Source organism: Streptomyces sp. NPDC020422, from assembly GCF_044386705.1.
Lineage (GTDB): Bacteria > Actinomycetota > Actinomycetes > Streptomycetales > Streptomycetaceae > Streptomyces.
Window position 1 is genome coordinate 647689 of the sequence record NZ_JBIRVJ010000001.1, and the last position, 22353, is coordinate 670041.

The following is a 22353-nucleotide window of genomic DNA, read 5'->3' on the forward strand; positions in this document are numbered from 1 at the left end:
TGGTCGGGGGCGGCTCGTTCCGCCATCGGTGGGTGCGGGGACTGGTCATGGGAGGAGCGTCATGCTGCCGGCGGGCACGGCCGGTCCCCGCCGCCGCGGGCGGGGACCGGCTCCCGGTCAGTGGCGTGGGGACGCGGGGACTCCGCCGGGAGCGGGCGGCACGGTGCGCCTGGTGGACGCGGCCGGCCCGGTGCCCGGCTTCCCCGCCGGTGCGGGGGGTGCGGGTGGTGCGGTGAGGGTCGCGGCCAGGGCGGCCGGCGTGGCGCGCCGCATCACCTGGTCCAAGGTCACCTCGGGGCCCAGGTGTTCCCGCAGGCGCTGGAGCAGGCGGGCCGCGAGCAGCGAATGCCCGCCCAGGTCGAAGAAGTTGTCGTCGATGCCCACCCGCTCCAGGCCCAGGACGTCGGCGTACGCCTCGGTCACCACCCGCTCGGCCGGTGTGCGCGGCTCCCGGATCCGGGCCGGGGTGCGCTGCGGTTCGGGCAGGGCCCGGCGGTCCACCTTGCCGTTGACGGTCAGCGGCATGCCGGCCAGGACGATCACCCGGGCGGGCAGCATGTAGTCCGGCAGCGCCTGGGCCAGCGCGTCGCGCAGGGCCCCGCCCTCCAGAGGCGCACCGGTCTCGGACGCGCCCACCGCGTAGCCGGTGAGCTCCTTGCCGCCGCGTCCGTCCGGCCAGGCCACCACGGCGGCCTGCACCACGCCGGGGAGCGCGGCCAGCGCGGCCCGTACCTCGTCCGGCTCGATCCGGTGCCCGCGGATCTTGACCTGGTCGTCGTTGCGGCCGGTGAATTCCAGCGTGCCGTCCGGCAGCCTGCGGGCCAGGTCGCCCGTGCGGTACATCCGCGATCCGGGCGGCCCCCAGGGATCGGCGACGAACCGCGCGGCGGTCAGCCCCGGCCGGCCCATGTAGCCGCGGGCCACCTGGTCGCCCGCCAGGTACAGCTCGCCCGCCAGCCCGTCGGGGACCGGTCGCAACCCCGCGTCCAGCAGCATCACCCGGGATCCGGGTACCGGGCCGCCGATCCCGGGGCGCGCCGGCCATGCGGCGGGCTGCCCGGTGACCTCGCCGGCGGTCACCACGTGCGTCTCGGCAGGGCCGTAGTGGTTGTGCAGGCGCTTGTCGCCGCGGGCGCACAGGGCGCGCAGTTGCGGACCGACCACCAGCGCCTCGCCGGCCTGCACCAGATGGCGCAGGTCGGGCAGCAGCTCCCGCTCACCGTCGGCGAACTCGCACAGGGCCGCCAGCACGGGCGTCGGGGCGAACAACTCGGTCACCCGGTGGGTCCGTAGCCACTCTGTCCACGCGGCGGCGTCGGCCCGGGTGTCGGCGTCCGGGACGGCCAGCGTCCGCCCCGTGCACAGCGCGGTGAGGACTTCCTGGGTCGCGACGTCGAAGGCCATCGAGGTGAACTGGGCCGTCACCGCGCCCGGTTCGGCGGGGAAGCGACGTTCGTGCCAGTCCACGAGCCGGTCCACGGCGGCGCCGGGCATCACCACCGCCTTCGGCGTGCCCTGCGTCCCGGAGGTGTGCACCACGTAGGCCGGGTGGCCGGGCAGCCGCGCCGGCCGTACCGGGCGGTCGTGGACCGGCGGCTCGGGCGACACATGGCGGGGCTCCAGACGCATCCGCGGCACGGCGGCGTCGACCAGCGCCAGGGCCTCGTCGAACTCCGGCTGATGGACGAGGAGCGCGGGGCGCCCCTCCGAGGCCAGAGCCGCCACCCGGGGAGCGGGATGGCGGGGGTCCAGCCAGAGGTAGGCGGCACCGGCCTTGAGCACCGCGAGCATCGCGGTCACCGCGTTCCGACCGCGCCGCAGGCACAAGGCCACCACGTCCTCGGCCCCCACGCCCCGGCCGGCGAGCTCTTCTGCCAGCCGCTCCGAGGCCGCGTCCAGGCCCCGGTAGTCCAGGACCCCGTCCCCGTCCACCACGGCCGCCCGCTCGGGGGCGGTGCGCACGTGCGCCGCGAACCGCTCCAGCACCGGCACCGCGTCGGGCAGCCGTTCGGCCGTCCGCGGCCGGACCTGCGGGGTCGCGGGTGCGACCGGGTGGGCGGCGGGCACGGACAGATCGCCGGCCAGCGCGTCCAGCGCCTCGACGAACCGTGCGCCGATCTCCCGGGCCCCCTCTTCGCCGAACTTGTCCGGCTGGTACTGCACGCGGATCCGCATCCGCTCACCCGGCGAGACCAGCACGCACAGCGGGTAGTGCGTGCCGTTCTCGACCCGGCTGGACGTCACCCGGAGATCCGTTCCCCACCGCGTGGCGAAGGAGTCGGTGTACGTCTCGAGCACCACGACGGTGTCGAAGAGCTCGCGCAGCCCGGCCGCCCGGATGATCTCCGCCAGGCCGAGGTGCTGGAAGGGCATCATCTCGGTCCGCTGGTCCTGGAGGGCCGCCAGCAGGCCGCCCCGGTCGTCGGCCGACGCGGTGTCCACCCGTACCGGCACGGCGTTGTTCATCAGTCCGACCATGGACTCGACGCCGGCCAGGTGGGGCGGGCGGTCGGCGACGACGGTGCCGAACACCACGTCGGTGCGGCCGGTCAGCTGGGCAAGGACCAGTGCCCAGGCGCCCAGGACCAGGGTGTTCAAGGAGAGTGCCCGCTCGCGGGCCTTGGCCCGCAGGGCGGCCGTGCGCTCGGCCGGCAGTTCGAGCCGCACGGTGTGCGGACGAGTCCGGCCCTCGCCGCCGGGTGGGGTCAGCAGCGTCGGTTCGGTCGCGTCACCGAGCAGGGCCTGCCAGTGTTTGCCCGCCAACTCCCCGTCCTGATCGCCGACATGGCGCAGATAGGCGAGCGCGGAGGGTCGGGCCGTGAGCCTCGGCACGGCGCCCGAGGCGGCCTGGCCGTACAGGTCGGCCAGGTCGGCGAGCGCCACCTGCATCGACCAGCCGTCCATGAGGATGTGGTGGTAGCTCAGCAACAGCCGGGACCGCCCCTCGCCCAGGCGCAGCAGCACGGCCCGCAGCAGCGGCGGCACGGCCAGGTCGAACGGTTCTTCCCGGTCCCTGCGCGTCTCCTCGTCGGCGGCACGCTCCCGGTCGGGCTTCGGCAGCCGGGAGAGGTCGGCCTCCCTCAGCGGGACCTCGACTCTCCCCGGCACGAACTGCACGGCCCGCCCCTGGCAGTCCCACCGGAAGCCGGCCCGCAGAGCCGGATGCCGGTCGGTGAGCGCGGACAGCGCCGTGCGCAGGGCGGCCGAGTCCACCGGCCCTTCCAGGTCCAGCACGGTCTGGACGTGGTACGGGTCCGCGGCTCCGTCGCCCTGGTGGGCGTGGTAGAGCAGCCCTTCCTGGAGCGGGGAGCACGGCCAGCGTTCCTCCGTGCGCTGCGCGGGCACGGCCGGTGCACCGGCTCGTTCCCCCTTTCGCGTGCCGGCGTCCGCAGCGCGGGCGAGTGCGGCGAGCACCCCGGCCCATTCCGCTGCCAGGGCCGCCGCGTCGTCGTGGTCCACCAGCCGGGTCGACCAGCGCCAGACGGCGGTCAGCAACGGCTGTCCGGTGCGCTCGTCGACGACGGCGTTGACCTCCAGCGGATGGGACAAGGGCTGCCGGGCGGCCCGGTGGATGCCGAGGACGGGCGCCTCGGCGGCGTACGGCCACGGATCGCGGCCCGGAACGGCGTACCGGCCCAGGTAGTTGAAGAGCACCGGGCGGCCCGGGGCGGCGGCCAGCAGCCCGGCCGCCTGGGGGTGCAGATGGCGCAGCAGGCCGTACGACGCACGGTCCTGCGGCACGCGCCGCCACTGCTCCCGGACGGAGCGCACCGCCTCGGCGAGGGCCGACTCCTCGGCACCCGGGTCCGCCGCCGGACGGGCGGCCCGCGCGGGGCACCCGAGACGGACGGGGAACATGCAGGTGAACCAACCGACGGTTGCGGAGACCTCGGCGTCCGCGGCGCCCGCCACCGCGTCCCGGCCGTGGCCCTCGGTGTCCAGCACCAGCGTCCGGGGGCCGCCGCGGCGGGCTGCCGCCACCACCAGCGCGGCCAGCAGGAGTTCCTGCGTCGTGGCGTCGTAGTGGGCCGGGGCCGTGGTGAGCAGGGCTCGGCCGACCTCGGGCGGGAGCACCGAATCGAGGGTGCGGGAGGTGGCGATGGTGTCCAGATCGGGGTCGAGCGGCCCGCGCGCGGGCCACGGCGTGGCCGCGCGGGCGCTCGCCGCCCGCCAGTGCCGCAGCGTCGCCACCACCTCTGCGTCGGCTGCCCGGGCGTTGTGCGTCTCCACCCAGCGGCGGTACGGGGTGGCCGTCCCCCAGGCGCCCAGAGCGCGCGGGTCCTCGGCGGCCCGGGCAAGGTCCTGGGCGATCACTTGCCAGGAGACCCCGTCCACCACGAGGTGGTGCGCGGCCAGCAGCAGCCGGCCCGGTCGTGCGGGCCCGGCGTCCCACCACACCGCGCGGAGGGTCCGCCCCGCGGGCAGGTCCAGCGACCGCATCGCGCGCCCCACGGCCCTTTGGACCGTGCGGGCGGAGGGGGCGTCGGGCAGCTCTCGCACGTCCACCACCTCCAGGAGCGTGCTCGCCGCGACCTCGCCGGGTGGCAGCACGTCGGGCTGCCACACGGTCTCGGCGGACGGGTCGGGGAGCCTGGTGCGCAGGGCGTCGTGCCGGTCGAGAACCGCCTGCAGGGCCGTCACGAGCGTCCCCCGCTCCAGACCGGCGGGCGTCTCGACCAGCACCGACTGGACGAACTCGGCCACACCGTCGCCCTGTTCGCGCAGCCACAGCGCGATCGGGGGCAGGCCGAGGTTGCCCGTGGCCGATTGGTGCAGCAGGTCGGCAGCCGGCGCGGCCGCCTGCGCGGCGGCGGCCAGGGCGCCCGGGGTGCGCAGCCGGAAGACGTCCTGCGAGCTGATGGCCACGTTCTCCCGGCGTACCCGGCTGACCAGGCGCATCGCGGTGATGCTGTCGCCGCCGAGCGCGAAGAAGTCGTCGTCGGTACCCGCACCGGGCAGGCCGAGCACCTCGGCGAAGGCCGCGCACAGGGCCCGCTCGGCGGGCGTGCTCGCCGTGCCGGATCCCGCGTGGACGGCGGCGGGGGCGGGCAGCGCAGCCCGGTCCACCTTGCCGTTCACGGTCAACGGGATGTCGTCGATCAGCAGCACGGCGCTGGGCACCAGGTACTCGGGCAACGCGCGCGTGAGCCGTTCGCGGAGGTCCTCCCCGGTGACGCCCGGGGCGTCGCGCTCGGCGACCGCGTAACCGATCAGCCGACCTTCCCGGGCGACCACGACCGCCCGGGCGACCCCGGGCAGGGCGGCCAGAGCGGCGCGTGCCTCACCCGGCTCGACGCGGTGGCCGCGGATCTTGACCTGGTCGTCGTCGCGCGCCAGGTACTCGAGGGCGCCGTCGGGGCCACGCACGGCGAGGTCGCCCGTGCGGTACATGCGGGCACCGGCCGGGCCGTACGGGTCGGCGACGAAGCGCTCGGCGGTCAGGCCGGGCCGGTTCAGGTAGCCCCGGGCGACCTGTTCCCCCGCGACGTACACCTCGCCGGCCTCCCCGGCCGGCACCTCGCCCAGATCGGGGCCGAGCAGCCGTACGGCGGTCCCGGGCAGGCCGGCGCCGATCGGGACCCGGGCCTCCGGTACCGGCCGCCCGGGCGGCAGGGGGTGGAGTGTGGTGAAGGTGGTGCACTCCGTCGGGCCGTAGACATGGCCGAGCGCCACCCGCGGACAGGCGGCCCGGACCTGCGCGAACGCCCGCGGGTCGGCGGCCTCGCCACCGGTGAGGACCGTGTGCAGCCCGCGCAGGGCGCCCGGATCGTCCGCGGCGATCTGGTTGAACCAGGCGGTGGTGAGGAAGACGCCGGTGACGCCGTACGTGGCGACCAGCGCGGCCAGCCGGTGCGCGTCCACCCGGTCCTCGCCCGGGACGACCACCGTCCCGCCTCGGGTGAGCGGCAGCCACAGGTCATGGCTGAGCGCGTCGAAGCCGAGCGCGGAGACAAGTGCCGTCACCCGGTGCCCGGGCCCGTCCCAGTGCGGATCGGCGGCGAAGCGCCCCAGGTTGCGGTGGGTGATCTGGACGCCTTTGGGGCGGCCGGTGGACCCGGAGGTGTAGAACACGCAGGCCACGCGGTCGAGTTCGCCCTCAGGTACGGCCGGACGCAGCGGCTCGGCCGAGAAGGCCGCCGCAGCGGGAGGAGCGGTCACGGCGACGGGCCGCGGACCGCCCGGGCGCCCCGTCTCCCCTTCCGGCACGAGCACCGCCACGCATCCCGCGTCGGCCTCCACGGCCGCCAGCCGCTCGGCCGGCGTACGCGGGTCCAGCACCACGGCGGCGGCGCCGGTTTCGAAGACCGCGAGCAAGGCGACGATCAGCCGGGCCGAGCGCGGCAGCCGCAGGGCGACGGTGGTTCCCGGAGCGACCCCGGCCTGACGCAGTCGGTCGGCCAACTGGCCTGACCAGGCGCACAGTTCGCTGTACGACCAACTCCTGCCACCCTCTTCCGCGACCGCGGTCCGGTCCGGTTCGCGGAGTGCTGCTGTGGCGACGGCGCGGTGCACGGGCAGGGGGGCACCGGTGTCGCCGAACGGGTGGGCGGGTGCCCGAGTCGCTGCTGAAAAGATCATGGACGCCATCCAAGAGGCACCGAAGCGGCCCCCCGTCCGGTCGCCACCCGGATGGCGCAACCGGTCCATCCGATCGGGTGCACAAGATCTTTGCGCCCCCCGCGAGCCTGGTAACTCGCTTGTTCGGCCGCGAAGTTCGACAGCTTCCACCGTCAAGGGGGCGCGCGCCCTCTACTGTGCGCTCCCGCTCCTGGGACGGCCAATGGCCCGTGACCCAGGCTTGGGATGCGACGACTCCAGGCGCGGCGGCCCCCGCAACCCCTCGCGTGCGGCAGCGCCGCCTGCCGTTCCCGACTGTCGTGGGGAATCAGCCGGATCCGCCCAGCACGATCTTCCACACTCGGGTCGCCACCTGGAGGTTGAGCCGGTCCTCGACGTTCGCGAGGTCGTTGCCGCTGATCTCGCGGATGCGCTGCAGCCTGTAGCGAAGCGTGCTGCGGTGGATCGCGAGGGACGCTGCGGCCTCGTCGTAGTTGCCGCCGCAGTCGAAGTACCGGGAGAGGGTCTCCACCATGGTTGCGTCATGTCGGGAGTCGTAGTCGATGAGCTGCCCGAGCCACTCGTGGACGAACGACTCCAGTTCCTGGTGATCGGCGCCAGGTCCCAGGATGCGGTAGAGGCCGAGCTCGTCGAAGAAGGTCGTGCCGTACCGCTCGCGGGAGCTGAGGCGCGCTTCGAGAGCGCGCCGCGCCTCCTGGTAGCGGTGGGGGATGTCGGGCACGGAGTCGGAGGGGGCGCTCACCCCGATCGTCCCGGACCGCGTTCCGGTCTCCCGGGCGAGCGCGTCGTGCAGCGCCCGAGCGTGCGGCCTTTCGTCAGCGACCAGGACCACGTGGTCGGAGCGTCGGGTCACCAGCGAGTGCATGCCGACGGCAGAGGCCGCCCGGCCCACGATCCGGGCGAACGAATCGTCCGCGGACCGGTTCGACCACTCCACGACGACGACGACGTAGTGGCTGCGGTGCAGGTCGTGCCCGACCGCCTCGGACCGGGCGTAGGCGCTCGCGGCGTCCGCCCCGGCCAGGAGGTCGTCGACCAGCTCACGGTGCAGCCGCAGCTCCACTTCGGCCAGGTCGCGCAGGTGCGTCAGCTCCAGGGCGAGGGACGCGGCGGCGTGTCTCAGCGCGAACACGGTGTGTTCGTCGGCCTCACCGAGGGTGTCGACCAGTGCCAGCACGCCCAGGATCTCTCCGTGCGGGCGGACCGCAACGATCATCCGGTCCTTTATCCGCACAGGCCCCGCCTCACGGGCGACCACGTGCAGCATGTCGTGCCGGCGAGCGGGATCCGGTTCCGGGTACGGGTCGGGCCGGCCGGGACCCGACCAGGCCCTCAGCCGTCCGAAACGGTCCTCGACGAGCGCCGGAAGCCCGGTGAGCTCGTGCAGGGCACGGGTGACGGCCTCCTCACCGCCGCCTGCGGCGGCGATGTCGGCCATGAGCGCGTGAACCGCCTGCTGGTTCCCCAACTCGGCCAGCACGGAGATCAGCTGCTGTTGAAGATGGGTGCGTTCCTTCCTGACCCGGCGGAGCTCCAGCGCGTCCTCGCGCTGGCGGTGCTGCGCGAAGGCGACTGACAGAGCGGCGGCGGTGTGCCAGACGAGCGTGGCGAGCAGGGACCGCTGGGCCTCCGTGGGCCGGGTTCGGGAGGTCACCACCAGGTACCCGTGGAGCCTCTCCGTCCCGCGTAGCCCCAACGCCCAGCCCCAGGACCTGTTGGGGACGGTCACAGGCCCGTCCCGCCCCTCCAGTTGTCGAACCCTCCGGTCCACAAAAGCGGCATGGGCGTGATCGTTCCTCGGGCTGGGGACCAGGTCCCCGTCGACCTGGAGGTATCCGGCTTCGGCGCGGTACGGCCCGGCGACGGCTACGTGGTGCATGGCCAGACGCAGGATCGCGCCTTGGCCGGGAGCTTCGAACAGGGCTCGGGAGAGTTCCGTCATGTCGTGGAGGGCGTGGGCGCCCGGACCTGTGGGGGAGGGGCGCGGCTCTCTCCGCGCCTCCGTGGGGTGCCGCCCGGCACTGCCCGGCGGTAGGCCGCCCTCCCCGTCGGAGCAGCGACCGTACACGGGGTGTGACCGGCTGCCGTCCATGGGATCACTCCATTCCCCCCGGAGAGCCCCGGGGTGGCGATCCTTTTCACGCCTACCCACTCGGAAGCAGCTCATCCGAGATGTCCTGGTTCTTTCCTCTCGTGCTCGTGGGGCTACCGGGCCCGTGCACTTCTGACTCGTCAGGGGCAGGCGCGAAGCCGCGCGGCCAGCGACTCTGGGGAGGGTCTGGCAGCCTCCGCGGGCACCGGGGTCGCCGACGAGGCCGTACGGCCGCTCGGCGCGCTGCGTACCACCGGCGGAGATTCCTCGTACCCGAACGTGATCCGGAGAGTCGGCGCAGGACCGCCGCACCGGGAGGAGATGTCTCATGGCCAAGGCAGTGGGTATCGACCTGGGTACCACGAACTCGGTGATCGCCGTGTGGGAGAGCGGCGAGCCGTCCGTGGTGCCCAACAGCGAGGGCAACCGCACGACACCGTCCGTAGTGGCCTTCACCGACACCGGAGAGCGGCTGGTCGGCCAGATGGCCCGGCGCCAGGCGATCCTCAATCCCAAGGGGACCATCTACTCGGCCAAGCGGTTCATCGGCCGGCACTTCGACGAGATCTCCGAGGAGGCCAGGGCGGTCGCGTACGACGTCGTCGAGGGCGACGGCGGGGCGGCCCGCTTCAAGGTGCGCGACAAGTTGTACGCGCCCGAGGAGATCAGCGCCCAGGTGCTGCGCAAACTCACCGAGGATGCCTCAAAACAGCTGGGGGAGCGGGTCACGGAGGCGGTCATCACGGTGCCCGCCTACTTCAACGACGCCCAGCGCACGGCGACCAAGGACGCCGGTCGGATAGCCGGAGTCGAGGTGCTGCGGATCATCAACGAGCCGACAGCGGCAGCCCTCGCCTACGGCATGGACAAGCAGCAGCACGAGACCGTCCTCGTCTTCGACCTCGGCGGCGGGACCTTCGACGTGAGCATCCTCGACGTCGGCGACGGCGTCGTGGAGGTGCGCTCCACCGCCGGTGACAGCCACCTGGGCGGCGACGACTTCGACCGGCGCCTGGTGGATCACCTCGCCGACGACTTCCAGAAGGAGAACGGCATCGACCTGCGCAAGGACCCGCAGGCGCTGCAACGACTGTTCGAGGCGGCGGAGAAGGCGAAGACCGAGCTGAGTTCGGTGACGCAGACGCAGGTCAGCCTGCCATTCATCACCGCCGACGCCTCGGGCCCCAAGCACCTCACCGACTCGATCATGCGCTCCACCTTCGAGCAGATCACCGGTGACCTGGTGGAGCGGTGCCTCGGACCGGTCCAGCAGGCCATGACCGATGCCAAGGTCGGCGAGAGCGACATCGACGAGGTCATCCTCGTCGGCGGCTCCACTCGCATCCCCGCCGTCCAGGCCCTGGTGCGCCGGCTGACCGGCGGCAAGGAACCCAACATGAGCGTCAACCCCGACGAGGTCGTGGCCTTGGGTGCCGCGATCCAGGCCGGGGTGCTCAAGGGCGAGGTCAAGGACGTCCTGCTGCTCGATGTCACCCCCCTGTCGCTGGGCGTCGAGACACGTGGCGGCGTGATGACGAAGATCATCGAGCGGAACACCACCATCCCGGTGCGCCGCTCCGAGACCTTCTCCACCGCCGAGGACAACCAGCCCGCCGTCGACATCGTCGTCCTCCAGGGCGAGCGCGAGCTGGCTGCCGACAACCGGGTGCTGGGGCGGTTCCAGCTCACCGACATCCGCCCGGCGCCGCGGGGCGAACCCCAGGTCGAGGTCATCTTCGACATCGACGCCAACGGCATCCTCAACGTCACGGCCCGCGATCGGGACACCGGCAGGGAACAGGGCATCACGATCAGCGAGAGCTCCAACCTGGACCGCAGCGAGGTCGAACGCATGGTCCAGGAGGCCGAGCGGAACCAGGGGCAGGACCAGGCACTCCGCGAGGCCGTCGACGCCCGCAACGAACTCGACGCCGTCGCCTACCAGGTCGAGAAGCGCCTCGCCGAGCTGGGCGACGCCGCACCCGCGCACGAGAGGGCACGCGCCGAGATGCTCGTGGCAGACGCCCGGGCGGCGGTCAAGGAAGAGGCGGACGTCGAGCGCGTGCGGCCCCTGACCTCCGAACTCCAGCAGTCGCTGGCCGGACTGGCGGCACACCAGGGGGCCGCCGGCACGGGCGGCCCCGGGCAGGACGCCACCACCGGTGGACCCATGAGCGGGAGCGACGAGGACGACGACGTCATCGACGCCGAGTTCGACAAGGACTGAGGACCGTCATGCCGATCCACCCCAGGGAACCCGACCCGGCCGTACCGGACCAGGCAGGCCCGGCACAGGAGGGCGCCGAACAGCCCCGCGGGGATCTGCCGTCCTCGGACCCCCCGACAGGACGGGGGCCCGCCACGGGCGGGCAACGCGGCCTCGGCGTGGCCGACGGCGGCCGCGCACCGTCGGAGGACGAGTACACGGCAGAGCTCCAGGAGCTGCAGGACCGCTGGCGGCGCGCCCTCGCCGACCTCGACAACCTGCGCAAGCGCCACGTCAGGGAACTGGAACGGGAGCGGAAGGCCGAGCGCTCCCGGACGGCCGCCGCGTTCCTGCCCGTGCTGGACAACCTCGAACTCGCCCTGACCCATGCCGGCGCCGATCCCGGTGCCATCGTGGAGGGCGTCCGGGCGGTCCGCGACCAGGCGGTGAACGTCCTCGAACTGCTCGGCTACCCCAGGCACGCGGAGACCGGCGTCGCGTTCGACCCGGCCCGGCACGAGGTGATCGGCGTCGTTCAGGACCCCGACGCCTCGCCGGGCACGGTCGTCGAGGTGCTGCGTCCGGGCTACGGGGACGGCGAACGGCAGCTCAGGCCCGCCGCCGTCACCGTCGCGAAGCGGGAGTGACCGGCGATGGCACAGGACTTCTACGAGGTGCTGGGCGTGTCGCGAAGCGCGAGCCAGGACGAGATCCAGCAGGCGTATCGCAAGCTCGCCCGCAGGTACCACCCCGACGTCAACAAGGACCCGGGGGCGGAGGAACGCTTCAAGGACCTCAACGAGGCGTACAGCGTCCTGTCGGACCCGCAGAACCGGGCCCGCTACGACCGCTTCGGCGAGGACTTCCGCAAGATCCCCGAGGACTTCGACGAACGCGTCGCGGCCGGCGCGGGTGGCGGTTTCCGCGCCCGGAGGACCGCGGGCGCGGGCGGCCCCCGAGTCCGGTACGCCACCGGCTTCGGCGACGACTTCGCAGCGGAGGACATCGACATCGAGGACCTGTTCGGTTCGTTCTTCAGCCGCGGCGCCGCCCGCGGCGGTGTACCGGGAGCCGACCAGGAGGCCGAGCTGCCCCTCACCGTGGAGGAGGCGTTCAGGGGCGGTCGTCGCAGCGTCACGCTCGCCGGGCCGACCGGGCAGCCGCGGCGGTACGAGGTCGACGTCCCGCCCGGCGTCACCGACGGACAGCGCATCCGGCTGGCGGGTGAGGGCGGCCGGGGGAGTGGTGACGCCCCCGGAGGCGACCTGTACCTGCGGGTGCGCGTCCGGCCCCACCCGCAGTTCCGGCTGGAGGGCCGGGACGTCCACGTCCAGGTCCCGGTCACCCCCTGGGAAGCGGCCCTCGGTGCGACCGTGCCCGTGCCCACCCCTGGCGGTGGCACGGCCAAGGTGACCGTGCCCGCGGGCTCGTCGAGCGGCAGGCGGCTGCGGCTGCGCGGCGAGGGTATGCCCGACCCGCGCGGCGCCGACGGCGACCTGTACGCCGAACTCCGCGTCATGGTGCCGCCCACCCTGGGCGACCGGGAGCGCGAACTGTTCGAGGAACTCGCCGCCACCTCCTCCTTCGACCCCAGGAGGACACGATGAACGACCGACCCGCGGGAGCGGCAGGCACCGGCCGGGCCGGCACGGGCGACCGTCCGGCACGAACGGGCGTCGGCCTCAGCGCCGCGACGGCCGTCCGGTACGCGCTCGCGCCCGTCCGCAGACTCTCCCTGGACACCGTGGCCCGTCGCTCGGGCCTCCACCCCGACCTGATCCGCCGGTTCGTCGCCCTCGGCCTGGTCGACGCCGACCGCGACGCCGCGGGACACCTGCTGTTCGACCCCACGGCCCCGGCCGCGCTCGCCCGCATCCAGCGGCTGCGCTCCGGACTCTGCCTCAACTACGCCTCGATCGGCCTGGTGCTCGACCTGCTCGACCGCATCAGCCTGCTCGAAGCCGCCCTGCGAGCGCGCAGCACGAGGAGCGAGAACCCCCCATGGACATGAATCGTCTGACCCAGAAGTCCCAGGAAGCCCTCCAGGAAGCCCAGACCGCGGCCATCGGCATGGGGCAGACCGAGGTCGACGGGGAACACCTGCTGCTCGCACTCCTCGACCAGGAGGACGGTCTGATCCCGCGGTTGGTGCAGCAGACCGGTACCGAGCCGAACGAACTGCGCGCGGCCGTGCGCCAAGAGCTCTCCCGGCGCCCGCGGGCCACCGGCCCCGGCGCGGCCCCCGGCCAGGTCTTCGTCACCCAGCGGCTCACCCGCCTGCTCGATGCCGCCGCACGGGAGGCCAAACGCCTCAAGGACGAGTACGTGTCCGTGGAGCACCTCCTGCTCGCCCTCGCGGAAGAGGGCTCGTCGACGACCGCCGGGCGTCTGCTCAAGGAGGCCGGCCTCACCCGGGACTCGTTCCTGAGCGCCCTCACCCAGATCCGCGGGAACCAGCGCGTCACCTCCGCCAACCCCGAAGTGGCCTACGAGGCCCTGGAGAAGTACGGCCGCGACCTCGTCGCCGAGGCGAGGAGCGGCAGCCTGGACCCGGTCATCGGCCGGGACGCCGAGATCCGCCGCGTCACCGAGATCCTCAGCCGCAAGTCCAAGAACAACCCGGTCCTCATCGGCGACCCCGGCGTCGGCAAGACCGCCATCGTCGAGGGCCTCGCCCAGCGCATCGTCCGCGGCGACGTACCCGAGGGGCTGCGCGACAGGACGGTGTTCGCCCTCGACATCGGCTCCCTGGTCGCCGGGGCCAAGTACCGCGGTGAGTTCGAGGAACGGCTCAAGGCCGTGCTCAGCGAGGTCAAGGCCGCCCAGGGGCGCATCCTGCTCTTCGTCGACGAACTGCACACGGTCGTCGGCGCGGGAGCCGCCGAAGGAGCCATGGACGCGGGCAACATGCTCAAGCCGATGCTCGCGCGCGGCGAACTCCACATGATCGGCGCCACCACCCTCGACGAGTACCGCAAGCACATCGAGAAGGACGCCGCCCTCGAGCGCCGTTTCCAGCAGGTGGTGGTCGACGAGCCGAGCGTGGAGGACACCATCTCCATCCTGCGAGGACTGCGCGAGCGCCTGGAGGTCTTCCACGGAGTGAAGATCCAGGACACCGCGCTGGTCTCCGCGGCCACCCTCAGCCACCGTTACATCACCGATCGGTTCCTGCCCGACAAGGCCATCGACCTCGTGGACGAGGCGTGTGCCCGGCTGCGTACCGAGATCGACTCCATGCCCGCCGAACTCGACGAGATCACCCGCCGCGTCACCCGTCTGGAGATCGAGGACGCCGCCCTCTCGAAGGAGACCGATCCCGCCAGTCAGGCCCGCCTGGAGGAGCTGCGCAGGGAACTGGCCGACCTGCGCGGAGAGGCCGACGCCAAGCACGCCCAGTGGGAGGCCGAGAGGCAGGCCATCCGCCGTGTGCAGGAGCTGCGCCAGGAACTGGAGCAGGTCCGGCTCGAGGCGGAGGAGGCCGAACGCGCCTACGACCTCAACCGCGCCGCCGAACTCCGCTACGGCCGCCTCCAGGACCTGGAGCGCCGACTAGCCGCGGAGGAGGAGCAACTGGCGGCCAAACAAGGACAGAACCGGCTGCTGCGCGAGGTCGTCACCGAGGAGGAGATCGCCGAGATCGTCGCCGCCTGGACCGGCGTCCCCGTCGCCCGCCTCCAGGAGGGCGAACGCGAGAAACTGCTGCGCCTCGACGAGATCCTGCGCGAGCGCGTCATCGGCCAGGACGAGGCGGTCAAGCTCGTCGCCGACGCCATCATCCGCGCCCGCTCCGGCATCCGCGACCCCCGCCGCCCCATCGGCTCGTTCATCTTCCTCGGCCCAACCGGTGTCGGTAAGACCGAGTTGGCCAAGACCCTGGCCCGGGCCCTGTTCGACTCCGAGGAGAACATGGTCCGGCTCGACATGAGCGAGTACCAGGAGCGGCACACCGTCAGCCGGCTCATGGGCGCACCGCCCGGATACGTCGGCTACGAGGAGGGCGGCCAGCTCACTGAGGCCGTACGCCGCAAGCCGTACTCGGTCGTGCTGTTCGACGAGGTCGAGAAGGCGCACACCGATGTCTTCAACACCCTGCTGCAGATCCTCGACGACGGCCGCATCACCGATTCCCAGGGCCGTACCGTCGACTTCCGCAACACCGTGATCATCATGACGTCCAACATCGGCTCCGAGTACCTCCTGGACGGCGTCACCGCCGAGGGCGAGATCAAGCCCGACGCCCGTGCCCTGGTGATGGGCGAGCTGCGCGGACACTTCCGCCCGGAGTTCCTCAACCGCGTCGACGACATCGTGCTGTTCAGGCCGCTCGGCGAGCGGCAGATCGAGCGGATCGTGGAGCTGCAGTTCGACGAGCTGCGGCAGCGGCTCGCCGAGCGCCGCATCACCGTCGAACTGACCTCCCTCGCGAAGGAGCTGATAGCCCACCAGGGATACGACCCGGTGTACGGGGCCCGGCCGCTGCGGCGCTTCATCTCCCACGAGGTCGAGACGCTGGTCGGACGCGCGCTGCTGCGCGGCGACGTCCGGGACGGAGCGACGGTACGCGTCGATGCCGAGCACGGAGAGCTGGTGGTCACCTATGACCAGCAGGAGCCGGCGCGGGAAGCGAGGGCGGCGTGAACACCACCCGGACGACGACGGTGACCTGCCCGAACTGCGGGCGCGGCAACCGGATTCCCGAGGCCGCCGAAGGGCGGCCCAGGTGCGGCCACTGCAAGCAGCCCCTGCCCTGGCTCGTGGACGCCGGCGACGACGACTTCGCCGAGGTGGTCGAGCGGGCCGCCGTGCCCGTGGTCGTCGACCTCTGGGCCACCTGGTGCGGTCCCTGCCGCATGGTCAGTCCCGCCCTCGAACAGGTCGCCCGCGACCTCGCCGGACGGATCAAGCTCGTCAAGGTCGACGTCGACAGGAACCCACAGCTCAGCCGTCGGTTCGACGTGCAGGCCGTTCCCACCCTCCTCGTCCTGGACAAGGGCGAGACGATCGCCCGGCAGGCCGGCGCGGCACCCGCACACGTGCTGCGCGCCTGGGTCGAGCAAGCGATGGCAGGCCGATAGGCCGCTGCCGGAGGTTCACGGAAGGAGAACCCTCATGGCCACGATTCCCGACCCGCACCTGGCGATGGTGCGCCCAGTCGCTCCACGTACCCCGCAGGGCTGCGAGGAGTGCCTCGAGGAGCACTCCCCGTGGGTGCACCTGCGCCTCTGTCTCACCTGCGGACACGTCGGCTGTTGCGATTCCTCGCCTCTCAGGCACGCCAGGCGGCACGCGGGGAGCATCGGTCACCCCATCGTGCGGTCCTTCGAGCCGGGAGAGGACTGGCGCTGGTGCTTCGTTCACGAGGCCCTGGTCTGATGAGCACGACCGAGCACGAGCAGGGTGCGGTCCGCGAGACACCGGACCGGTACGGGGCGTTTCCGCGTCTGGCACCGGAGCAGCTCCAGGACCTGGCCGCGCACGGTGACCGCCGCAGCGTGGCCGAGGGCGAGGTGCTGTACCGCGAGGGCGAGCCGTTCCGGGAGTTCCTCGCCATCCTCGGCGGCACCGTCGAGATCCTCCACGACCACGGGGGGCCCGAGGAGCGCACGGTGGCCGTGCACGGGCCCGGCAGGTTCCTCGGTGAACTCGGGCTGCTGGAGGGCCAAGCCGCCTTCGACACCGCGGTGATGCGCCGGGCCGGCGAGATCCTGGCCGTGCCGGTGGAGCGGCAACGCGCCCTGGTCGACCGTGACCCCGTCCTCGGTGACCTCATCCTCCGCGCCTATCTGGGCCGCAGGTATCTGCTCATCGGCCTCGGAGTCGGCTTCCGGATCCTGGGGTCGTGCTATTCACCGGACACGTTGCGGCTGCGAGAGTTCGCCGCCCGTAACCGGCTGCCCCACCGATGGGTGGATCTGGAGAAGGACAAGGAGGCCGATGCGCTGCTGCGCCGGTTCTCGATTCGCCCCGAGGAGACCCCGGTAGTCCTCTGGAAGGGCGAGCGGGTGCTGCGCAATCCGAGCAATGCCGAACTCGCCCGGCTCATCGGGCTGCCCGCCCCGTCGCCGGAGGCCGCGCGGTGCGACGTGATGGTGGTCGGCGCGGGCCCGGCGGGACTCGCCGCCTCCGTGTACGGGGCATCCGACGGCCTCGTCACGGTCACCGTCGACGCGGTGGCCACCGGAGGCCAGGCCGCCACCTCGTCCCGCATCGAGAACTACCTCGGCTTCCCGTCGGGCATCTCCGGGGGCGAGCTCATCGAACGCGCGGTGCTCCAGGCACACAAGTTCGGCGCCCGCCTCATGGTGCCGGCCCAGGTCGCCGGGCTCACCCCGCAGGACGACGAGTACGTCGTCACCTTCACGGACGGGTCCAGCGCGCGGACGGGCGCCGTGGTGCTCGCCTCGGGCGTGTGGTACCGCAGGCTCGAGGTCCCGGGCATCGACCGCCTGGAGGGCATCAGCGTCTACTACGCGGCGACCGTCCACGAGGCCAGCCTCTGCCGGGCGGATCCGGTCGCCGTGGTGGGCGGCGGGAACTCCGCCGGGCAGGCATCGCTCTTCCTCGCGAACCACGCGTCCCGGGTCCATCTCCTCGTCCGGGGCGGTGATCTCAACGCCGACATGTCGCGCTACCTGGTGGATCAGGTGGAACGGCACCCCAAGATCGAGGTGTCGCTCCACACCGAAGTCCGGGGAGTCTCCGGGGAGGAGAGTCTGGAGTCGCTGATGGTGGAGGACAACGCGAGCGGTGAGCGCCGCGCGCTGCGGGCCATGGCGCTGTTCGTGTTCATCGGGGCCCGGCCGCGCACGGACTGGCTCAGGGGCGTGCTGGCCCTGGACGAGAAGGGCTTCGTGCTCACCGGCGCCGACGCCCGGGCGGCGGCCGACACGGCCCGGTGGGACGCGCTCGGTCGCGGGCCGCTGCTGCTGGAGACGACCCTTCCGGGGGTCTTCGCCGCCGGCGACGTCAGGAGCGGCTCGGTCAAGCGCGTGGCCTCGGCCGCCGGTGAGGGAGCCATGGCTATTCGCTTCGTGCACGAGCACCGGGAGGTGGCGGGCAACCTGGTCCGCCCCGCGGGTTCCGGCGGGCCTCCGTCGGTGGCGGTGCCTGAAAGTGACCGCCCCTGAGGGCTGCTCCAGCCGACGAGAAAGGTCGGGTCATGCGTGTGTCGCCCCACGACGTCACGGTCGTAGCCCTCCTGGCGGACCCGGACGCGCCGACGGAGATCGCGCGGCGCATGGCCCGGTCCCTTTCCGGCCGGCTCGCCGACAAGTCGGGCCAGGGGCGGCGGTTCGACGTCGAGGTGGTCAGCGAGCCCTTCACGGCGGGGACCGAGGATCCGCGCACCTTGATGCGCCGGATCAAGGACCGCGCAAGCGCGGAGGACTGGGACATCGTCGTGGGCCTCACCGACCTTCCGCTGCACTCACACGGGCGCAGGCTCGTCGTGGACCTGAGTCACGAACACGGATCGGCGCTGCTCTCGCTGCCCTCACTGGGGGCTCTGCGCCTGCAGGCGAGGGCCCGGCGGGTCGTTGAGGAAGCCGTGCTGGGCTTGGCGGGACTGCGGGACACCGGTGCCGAGGGGCGGCCGCGAAGTCAACGTGGTCCACGCATGCCTGCCGTCCGTCGCGCACCCCCTCGACCGGGCCGGCAGGGCGAGGAGGAGACCACCGAGCCGCGGTACGTGGTCAGCGGGCCGCGCGGCTACCTGCGGGTCCTCGCCGGCATGGTCCGCGCCAATCGGCCGTGGCGCCTGGTGCCGGGGCTGTCGAAAGCTCTGGCGGCCGCACTCGCCACCGGAGCGGTCGCCACCGTGAACTCCACCGTCTGGAGTGTCGCCGAGGCACTGAGCGCACCGCGCCTCGTCATCGCCATGGTCGGCTCCGTCGCGCTCATGATCGGTTGGCTGATCGTGGACGCGGAGCTGTGGCACCGCTCGGCGGAGGGTTCGCCGGAGACGAGGCAGCGGACGAGGCTCTACAACACGTCGACCGTCCTGACCGTGGGAATCGGGGTGCTCGTCTGCTATGCGGGTCTGCTGCTCGTCAACGTCGTGTGGGCGCTGTTCATCCTCAACGACCAGGTGTTCGCCTCCACGACACGAGAGCCGCTGGACGCGACGGACTACTGGACGTTGTCATGGTTCGTCGCTTCCACCGCGACCGTGGGCGGCGCGCTGGGCTCCGGCTTGGAGAGCGACGAGGCTATCCGGGCCGCCGCCTATTCCAAGCGGGAACAGGAACGACGCCGGATGGCGAAGGACGACCACGATGACCAGCGGGCGGCCTGAGGCGGAGGACCGGCTCGGCGCGACCCGGCAGGGCGTTCCGACCCGGCTCGGGTCAGGGGCGTGGCTGCGGGCCCTCCGGGTGGTCGTGCGCTCCGGGCTCACGATCGAGGAGGCGACTGGAGCCCCTGCTCGCGCTGCGCACAGCCGCGGGGATGGCCATCATCATCGGGGCGGCGCTGTGGCTGGCCTCCCCGGCCTACGCCGCGTCCACCGCCCTCGGTGCCTACTCTGCTGGTGCGGCCACCTTCCAGCGCACCTGGCGTCGACGCAAGGTGATCGCGCTCGGCGCGGGTTGCGGACTGGCGCTCAGCACGTTCGTGGGCTATCCGGCAGCGGGGCGACTCGTGACGTTCCTCCCGCTGCTGGCCGTATGGGCCTTTGCCGCCGGCATGGCGTGGGCCGTCGGTTCGACCGCCGGGATCGTCGCGGCGACGACGGGCGGCAGCATGCTGGTGACCGTCACCCTGCCCACGAGCGTCGGGCGAGCACTGGAACACGCCGGGGTCATCGCGCTCGGGGGAGTGGTTCAGGCCGCGCTCATCCTGCTCTTTCCGATCCGCCGATGGGGGGCGCACCGTGACGCGCTGGCCGATGCCCTGGCCGCCGTGGCGGACCACGCCCGTCGGTTGCGGCACGACCCGACCGCCGCGTTCGACCCGGAGCCGTTGATGACGGCCCGGGACGCGGCTGCCGTGACGCCGTCACAGGCGCGCACCCGTCCCCTCGTCCTCCACGGCCCCCGGGGCCTCGCCGAGCGCATCCTGCCGGCCGTGGCCGCGCTCGCCGACCCGGACGTCGGCGCCCCGGCGGAGGGGGCCGGGCGGGACCGCGCGCGGGAGTTGCTCGGCGCGGCCGCCGACGTGTTGGACACGGCCGCCCGTTCGATCCGCCGGGGCACTCCGGCAGAGGTGCCGCCCGCAAGCTCGGACGTCCTGCGCCTCGACGAGGAACACGAGGTACTGGAGGGTCCCGCGCGGCAGGCCGCCGAGCGGCTCGTCAAACTGCTCGGCGAGGCGCTGGAGCTCGCGGGGAGCGGCAGCACGCGCAGGAGGACGCCCACCCCACACGGCCCTGCGGGCGCCCCGTTCCTGGTGCGCCCGACGATGCTGCGGCTGGTCCCGGTCGTCGTGCGGGCGGTCCGCAAGGAGTTCCGCCGGGACTCACCCGTGTTCCGGCACGCCGTCCGCCTGGCGGCGGTAGCAGTACTCGGCTGTCTCATCGTCGCCGGGCTGCCCCTGGGCCACGGCTACTGGGTGCCCGTCGCCGCGGTGATGGTGATGCGTCCGGACTTCCACCGGACGTACGCGCGCGCGGTCGCCCGTCTCGCGGGGACCCTGGCGGGGGTCGCGCTCGCCACCGGGATGGTGCGGGCCCTGAGCCCGGTCACCCGGCTGTTCGGCGTGCTGGCGGTGGTCTCGGCGGGCCTGTCCTACACGATGATCCGTACGGGCTACGCCTACTCGCAGTGCTTCACCGCCGCGTACGTCGTCTTCCTGCTCGCCATGGGAGGCCAGGCATGGTAGCAGACGGTCCCGGAGCGGATGGTGCTCACGCTGCTGGGCGGGGCCCTGGCGATGCTGGCGTACGCGGTGTTTCCCGCGTGGGAGACACCCCGGCTGCGGGGCCGGCTCGCGGACTGGCTCGCGGCGAACGGCCGTTACGCGGCGGCAGTGCTCCGCAGCCACGCCGAACCGACCAGGGAGCATCGCGCCGACATGCGCCGGGCCCAACTGGCGAGCAGGGAGGCACGTGCCGCCTGGCAGGAGGCGTACGACCAGGCAAGACAGGAACCGGTCCCCCCGAGGGGTCTGACCTGGCGCGAGGCGGCCGAGGCGCAGGAGGCCCTCCAGGGCTTCGACAGGGCGGCGACGCTCATGGAGAGCCTCGTCCCGCGGGCCGACAGCCGCTCCGCACCGGAGGCGGAGCGGTTCGCCGGGGCACTGGAGGCGGACACCGCACAGGCGGCAGTCGATGTGCGCGAGCACAGGAACCCGGAGTGGGAACGCATGGAGGAGGCACTCCATGCGTGGCGGGGCTCCCCGGCCGGGGACGGGAGCCCGGTGCTACGGCGCGGCGCGGAACTGCAGAGGCGGGCCTTGGAGAAGCTCGCGACGGCCGTGAGCCGTACACCCCTGGAACGGGACATCGGCTCTGCTCGCGAGGAGCGGCGGGTGCGGGCGGCCGCGACGGAGGACGGCGACGGTTGAGGATGCCGCCGGGGTGGGTGACGGCGCCGGCGAAGGGAGCGTCGCACCTCCTGAAACGGGAAGTGCCCCGACCCGGATCGCTCCGGATCCTGCTGCGCGGGGCGCGCCAGGCGGGCTCCGTCTCGTCGGTGCGGCAACCGCGGCAACCGCCCTCAGTAGCTGTCGTAGCGGGGGCGGCCGGTCGGCCGGTAGACGCCGACCACGGTGCCGCCCTTCGTGGTCGAGACGCTGACCGGCTCCAGCGCCGTGGGGATCGCGCCATCGGCGAACAGCCGCTTGCCCGTGCCGATGATCACCGGGTGGATGGTCAGCCGGTACTCGTCGACCAGGTCGTGCCGCATCAGGGTCTGGGCGAGGTCGCCGCTGCCGACGACGTTGATGTTGCCGCCGTCGGACGCCTTCAGCGCCCGTACGGCGTCGACGGTGTCGCCCTCCAAGAGGGTGGAGTTCTGCCACCGGAGGGACGTCAGCGTCCGAGACGCCACGTACTTGTGCATGCTGTTCATCCGCTCGGTGAACGGGTTGTCGGGATCGGCCGTCGGCCAGTACGACGCGAAGATCTCGTACGTCTTGCGCCCGAGCAGCATCGCGTCGGAGCGCTCGTACCAGTCGGCGATGGCCGCGCCGACCTCGTCGTCGTCCACCGGCTTCTGCCAGCCGCCGTGCTCGAAGCCGCTCTCCGCGTCCTCGTCCGGACCGCCCGGTGCCTGCATGACGCCGTCGAGCGTCAGGAACGTGCAGACGATGATCTTGCGCATGGTGCGCTCCCTTCGTTTCGTTTACGGGTAGACCGCACAACCGCCGGAAACTCATCGCGCCGCTTCCGCGGCACGGCACCACGGGCTCGCACCGCGACACCGGATCCGGTGGCCGTGCGACACCGACCGTGACATGGGGCCCGACTGACGGGGCTCCGGCCACGCTGATCGGCCGGAAATCCCACTCCCGCAGGCCACACCGCGCCCTAGACTGC

12 protein-coding genes and 1 pseudogene are annotated in these 22353 nt (G+C 72.8%); 10 read left to right on the forward strand and 3 right to left on the reverse strand.

Annotated elements, in window-relative coordinates:
* Positions 1 to 117 precede the first annotated feature (117 nt).
* Complete coding sequence (locus ACH414_RS02865; RefSeq protein ID WP_398940656.1) at positions 118 to 6579, reverse strand: amino acid adenylation domain-containing protein; 6462 nt, start codon at positions 6577 to 6579, stop codon at positions 118 to 120.
* Positions 6580 to 6886: 307 nt separating this feature from the next.
* Positions 6887 to 8671: a PucR family transcriptional regulator gene (locus ACH414_RS02870; protein ID WP_398940657.1), complete on the reverse strand. Its 1785-nt coding sequence runs from the start codon at positions 8669 to 8671 to the stop codon at positions 6887 to 6889.
* Positions 8672 to 8999: 328 nt separating this feature from the next.
* Here ACH414_RS02870 and dnaK point away from each other — a divergent pair, with 328 nt between their 5' ends.
* The 10 genes and pseudogenes from dnaK (at position 9000) to ACH414_RS02920 (ending at position 21380) form a co-directional block, all read left to right on the forward strand.
* Positions 9000 to 10898 (forward strand): molecular chaperone DnaK, encoded by a 1899-nt coding sequence (gene dnaK / locus ACH414_RS02875; protein WP_386562285.1) that lies wholly within the window; start codon positions 9000 to 9002, stop codon positions 10896 to 10898.
* 8 nt (positions 10899 to 10906) lie between these two features.
* Positions 10907 to 11524 (forward strand): nucleotide exchange factor GrpE, encoded by a 618-nt coding sequence (locus tag ACH414_RS02880; protein ID WP_386562288.1) that lies wholly within the window; start codon positions 10907 to 10909, stop codon positions 11522 to 11524.
* 6 nt (positions 11525 to 11530) lie between these two features.
* Complete coding sequence (locus ACH414_RS02885; RefSeq protein ID WP_386562290.1) at positions 11531 to 12484, forward strand: DnaJ C-terminal domain-containing protein; 954 nt, start codon at positions 11531 to 11533, stop codon at positions 12482 to 12484.
* The gene (locus ACH414_RS02890; RefSeq protein ID WP_398940658.1) at positions 12481 to 12888 is read left to right on the forward strand and encodes a chaperone modulator CbpM; all 408 of its coding nucleotides are present in this window, start codon (positions 12481 to 12483) and stop codon (positions 12886 to 12888) included. Before ACH414_RS02885 ends, ACH414_RS02890 begins: the two co-directional genes overlap by 4 nt.
* A complete protein-coding gene (clpB, locus tag ACH414_RS02895) occupies positions 12879 to 15518 on the forward strand; it encodes an ATP-dependent chaperone ClpB (RefSeq protein WP_398940659.1) in 2640 nt (879 codons plus the stop codon). Before ACH414_RS02890 ends, clpB begins: the two co-directional genes overlap by 10 nt.
* The gene (trxA, locus tag ACH414_RS02900; RefSeq protein WP_398940660.1) at positions 15515 to 15955 is read left to right on the forward strand and encodes a thioredoxin; all 441 of its coding nucleotides are present in this window, start codon (positions 15515 to 15517) and stop codon (positions 15953 to 15955) included. Before clpB ends, trxA begins: the two co-directional genes overlap by 4 nt.
* Before the next feature lie 34 nt (positions 15956 to 15989).
* A complete protein-coding gene (locus tag ACH414_RS02905; protein ID WP_386562305.1) occupies positions 15990 to 16253 on the forward strand; it encodes a UBP-type zinc finger domain-containing protein in 264 nt (87 codons plus the stop codon).
* On the forward strand, positions 16253 to 18007 hold the full coding sequence (locus ACH414_RS02910; protein ID WP_398940661.1) for an FAD-dependent oxidoreductase: 1755 nt from the start codon (positions 16253 to 16255) through the stop codon (positions 18005 to 18007). Before ACH414_RS02905 ends, ACH414_RS02910 begins: the two co-directional genes overlap by 1 nt.
* Positions 18008 to 18039: 32 nt before the next feature.
* Positions 18040 to 19173 (forward strand): hypothetical protein, encoded by a 1134-nt coding sequence (locus tag ACH414_RS02915; protein WP_398940662.1) that lies wholly within the window; start codon positions 18040 to 18042, stop codon positions 19171 to 19173.
* Positions 19154 to 21380 (forward strand): annotated as a pseudogene (locus ACH414_RS02920) (FUSC family protein). Before ACH414_RS02915 ends, ACH414_RS02920 begins: the two are co-directional and overlap by 20 nt.
* 152 nt (positions 21381 to 21532) lie before the next feature.
* On the opposite strand, the gene ACH414_RS02925 reads toward ACH414_RS02920, so the two are convergent.
* Positions 21533 to 22138, reverse strand: coding sequence for a dihydrofolate reductase family protein (locus ACH414_RS02925; RefSeq protein ID WP_382534834.1), 606 nt, complete (start codon positions 22136 to 22138; stop codon positions 21533 to 21535).
* Positions 22139 to 22353 lie beyond the last annotated feature (215 nt).

What these genes read in the sequence shown, in the direction of transcription:
- ACH414_RS02865 (WP_398940656.1), bottom strand. Translation starts at nt 6,579, where the DNA reads ATGATCTTTTCAGCAGCGACTCGGGCACCCGCCCACCCGTTCGGCGAC.
- ACH414_RS02870 (WP_398940657.1), bottom strand. Translation starts at nt 8,671, where the DNA reads ATGGACGGCAGCCGGTCACACCCCGTGTACGGTCGCTGCTCCGACGGG.
- dnaK (WP_386562285.1), top strand. Translation starts at nt 9,000, where the DNA reads ATGGCCAAGGCAGTGGGTATCGACCTGGGTACCACGAACTCGGTGATC.
- ACH414_RS02880 (WP_386562288.1), top strand. Translation starts at nt 10,907, where the DNA reads ATGCCGATCCACCCCAGGGAACCCGACCCGGCCGTACCGGACCAGGCA.
- ACH414_RS02885 (WP_386562290.1), top strand. Translation starts at nt 11,531, where the DNA reads ATGGCACAGGACTTCTACGAGGTGCTGGGCGTGTCGCGAAGCGCGAGC.
- ACH414_RS02890 (WP_398940658.1), top strand. Translation starts at nt 12,481, where the DNA reads ATGAACGACCGACCCGCGGGAGCGGCAGGCACCGGCCGGGCCGGCACG.
- clpB (WP_398940659.1), top strand. Translation starts at nt 12,879, where the DNA reads ATGGACATGAATCGTCTGACCCAGAAGTCCCAGGAAGCCCTCCAGGAA.
- ACH414_RS02905 (WP_386562305.1), top strand. Translation starts at nt 15,990, where the DNA reads ATGGCCACGATTCCCGACCCGCACCTGGCGATGGTGCGCCCAGTCGCT.
- ACH414_RS02910 (WP_398940661.1), top strand. Translation starts at nt 16,253, where the DNA reads ATGAGCACGACCGAGCACGAGCAGGGTGCGGTCCGCGAGACACCGGAC.
- ACH414_RS02915 (WP_398940662.1), top strand. Translation starts at nt 18,040, where the DNA reads ATGCGTGTGTCGCCCCACGACGTCACGGTCGTAGCCCTCCTGGCGGAC.
- ACH414_RS02925 (WP_382534834.1), bottom strand. Translation starts at nt 22,138, where the DNA reads ATGCGCAAGATCATCGTCTGCACGTTCCTGACGCTCGACGGCGTCATG.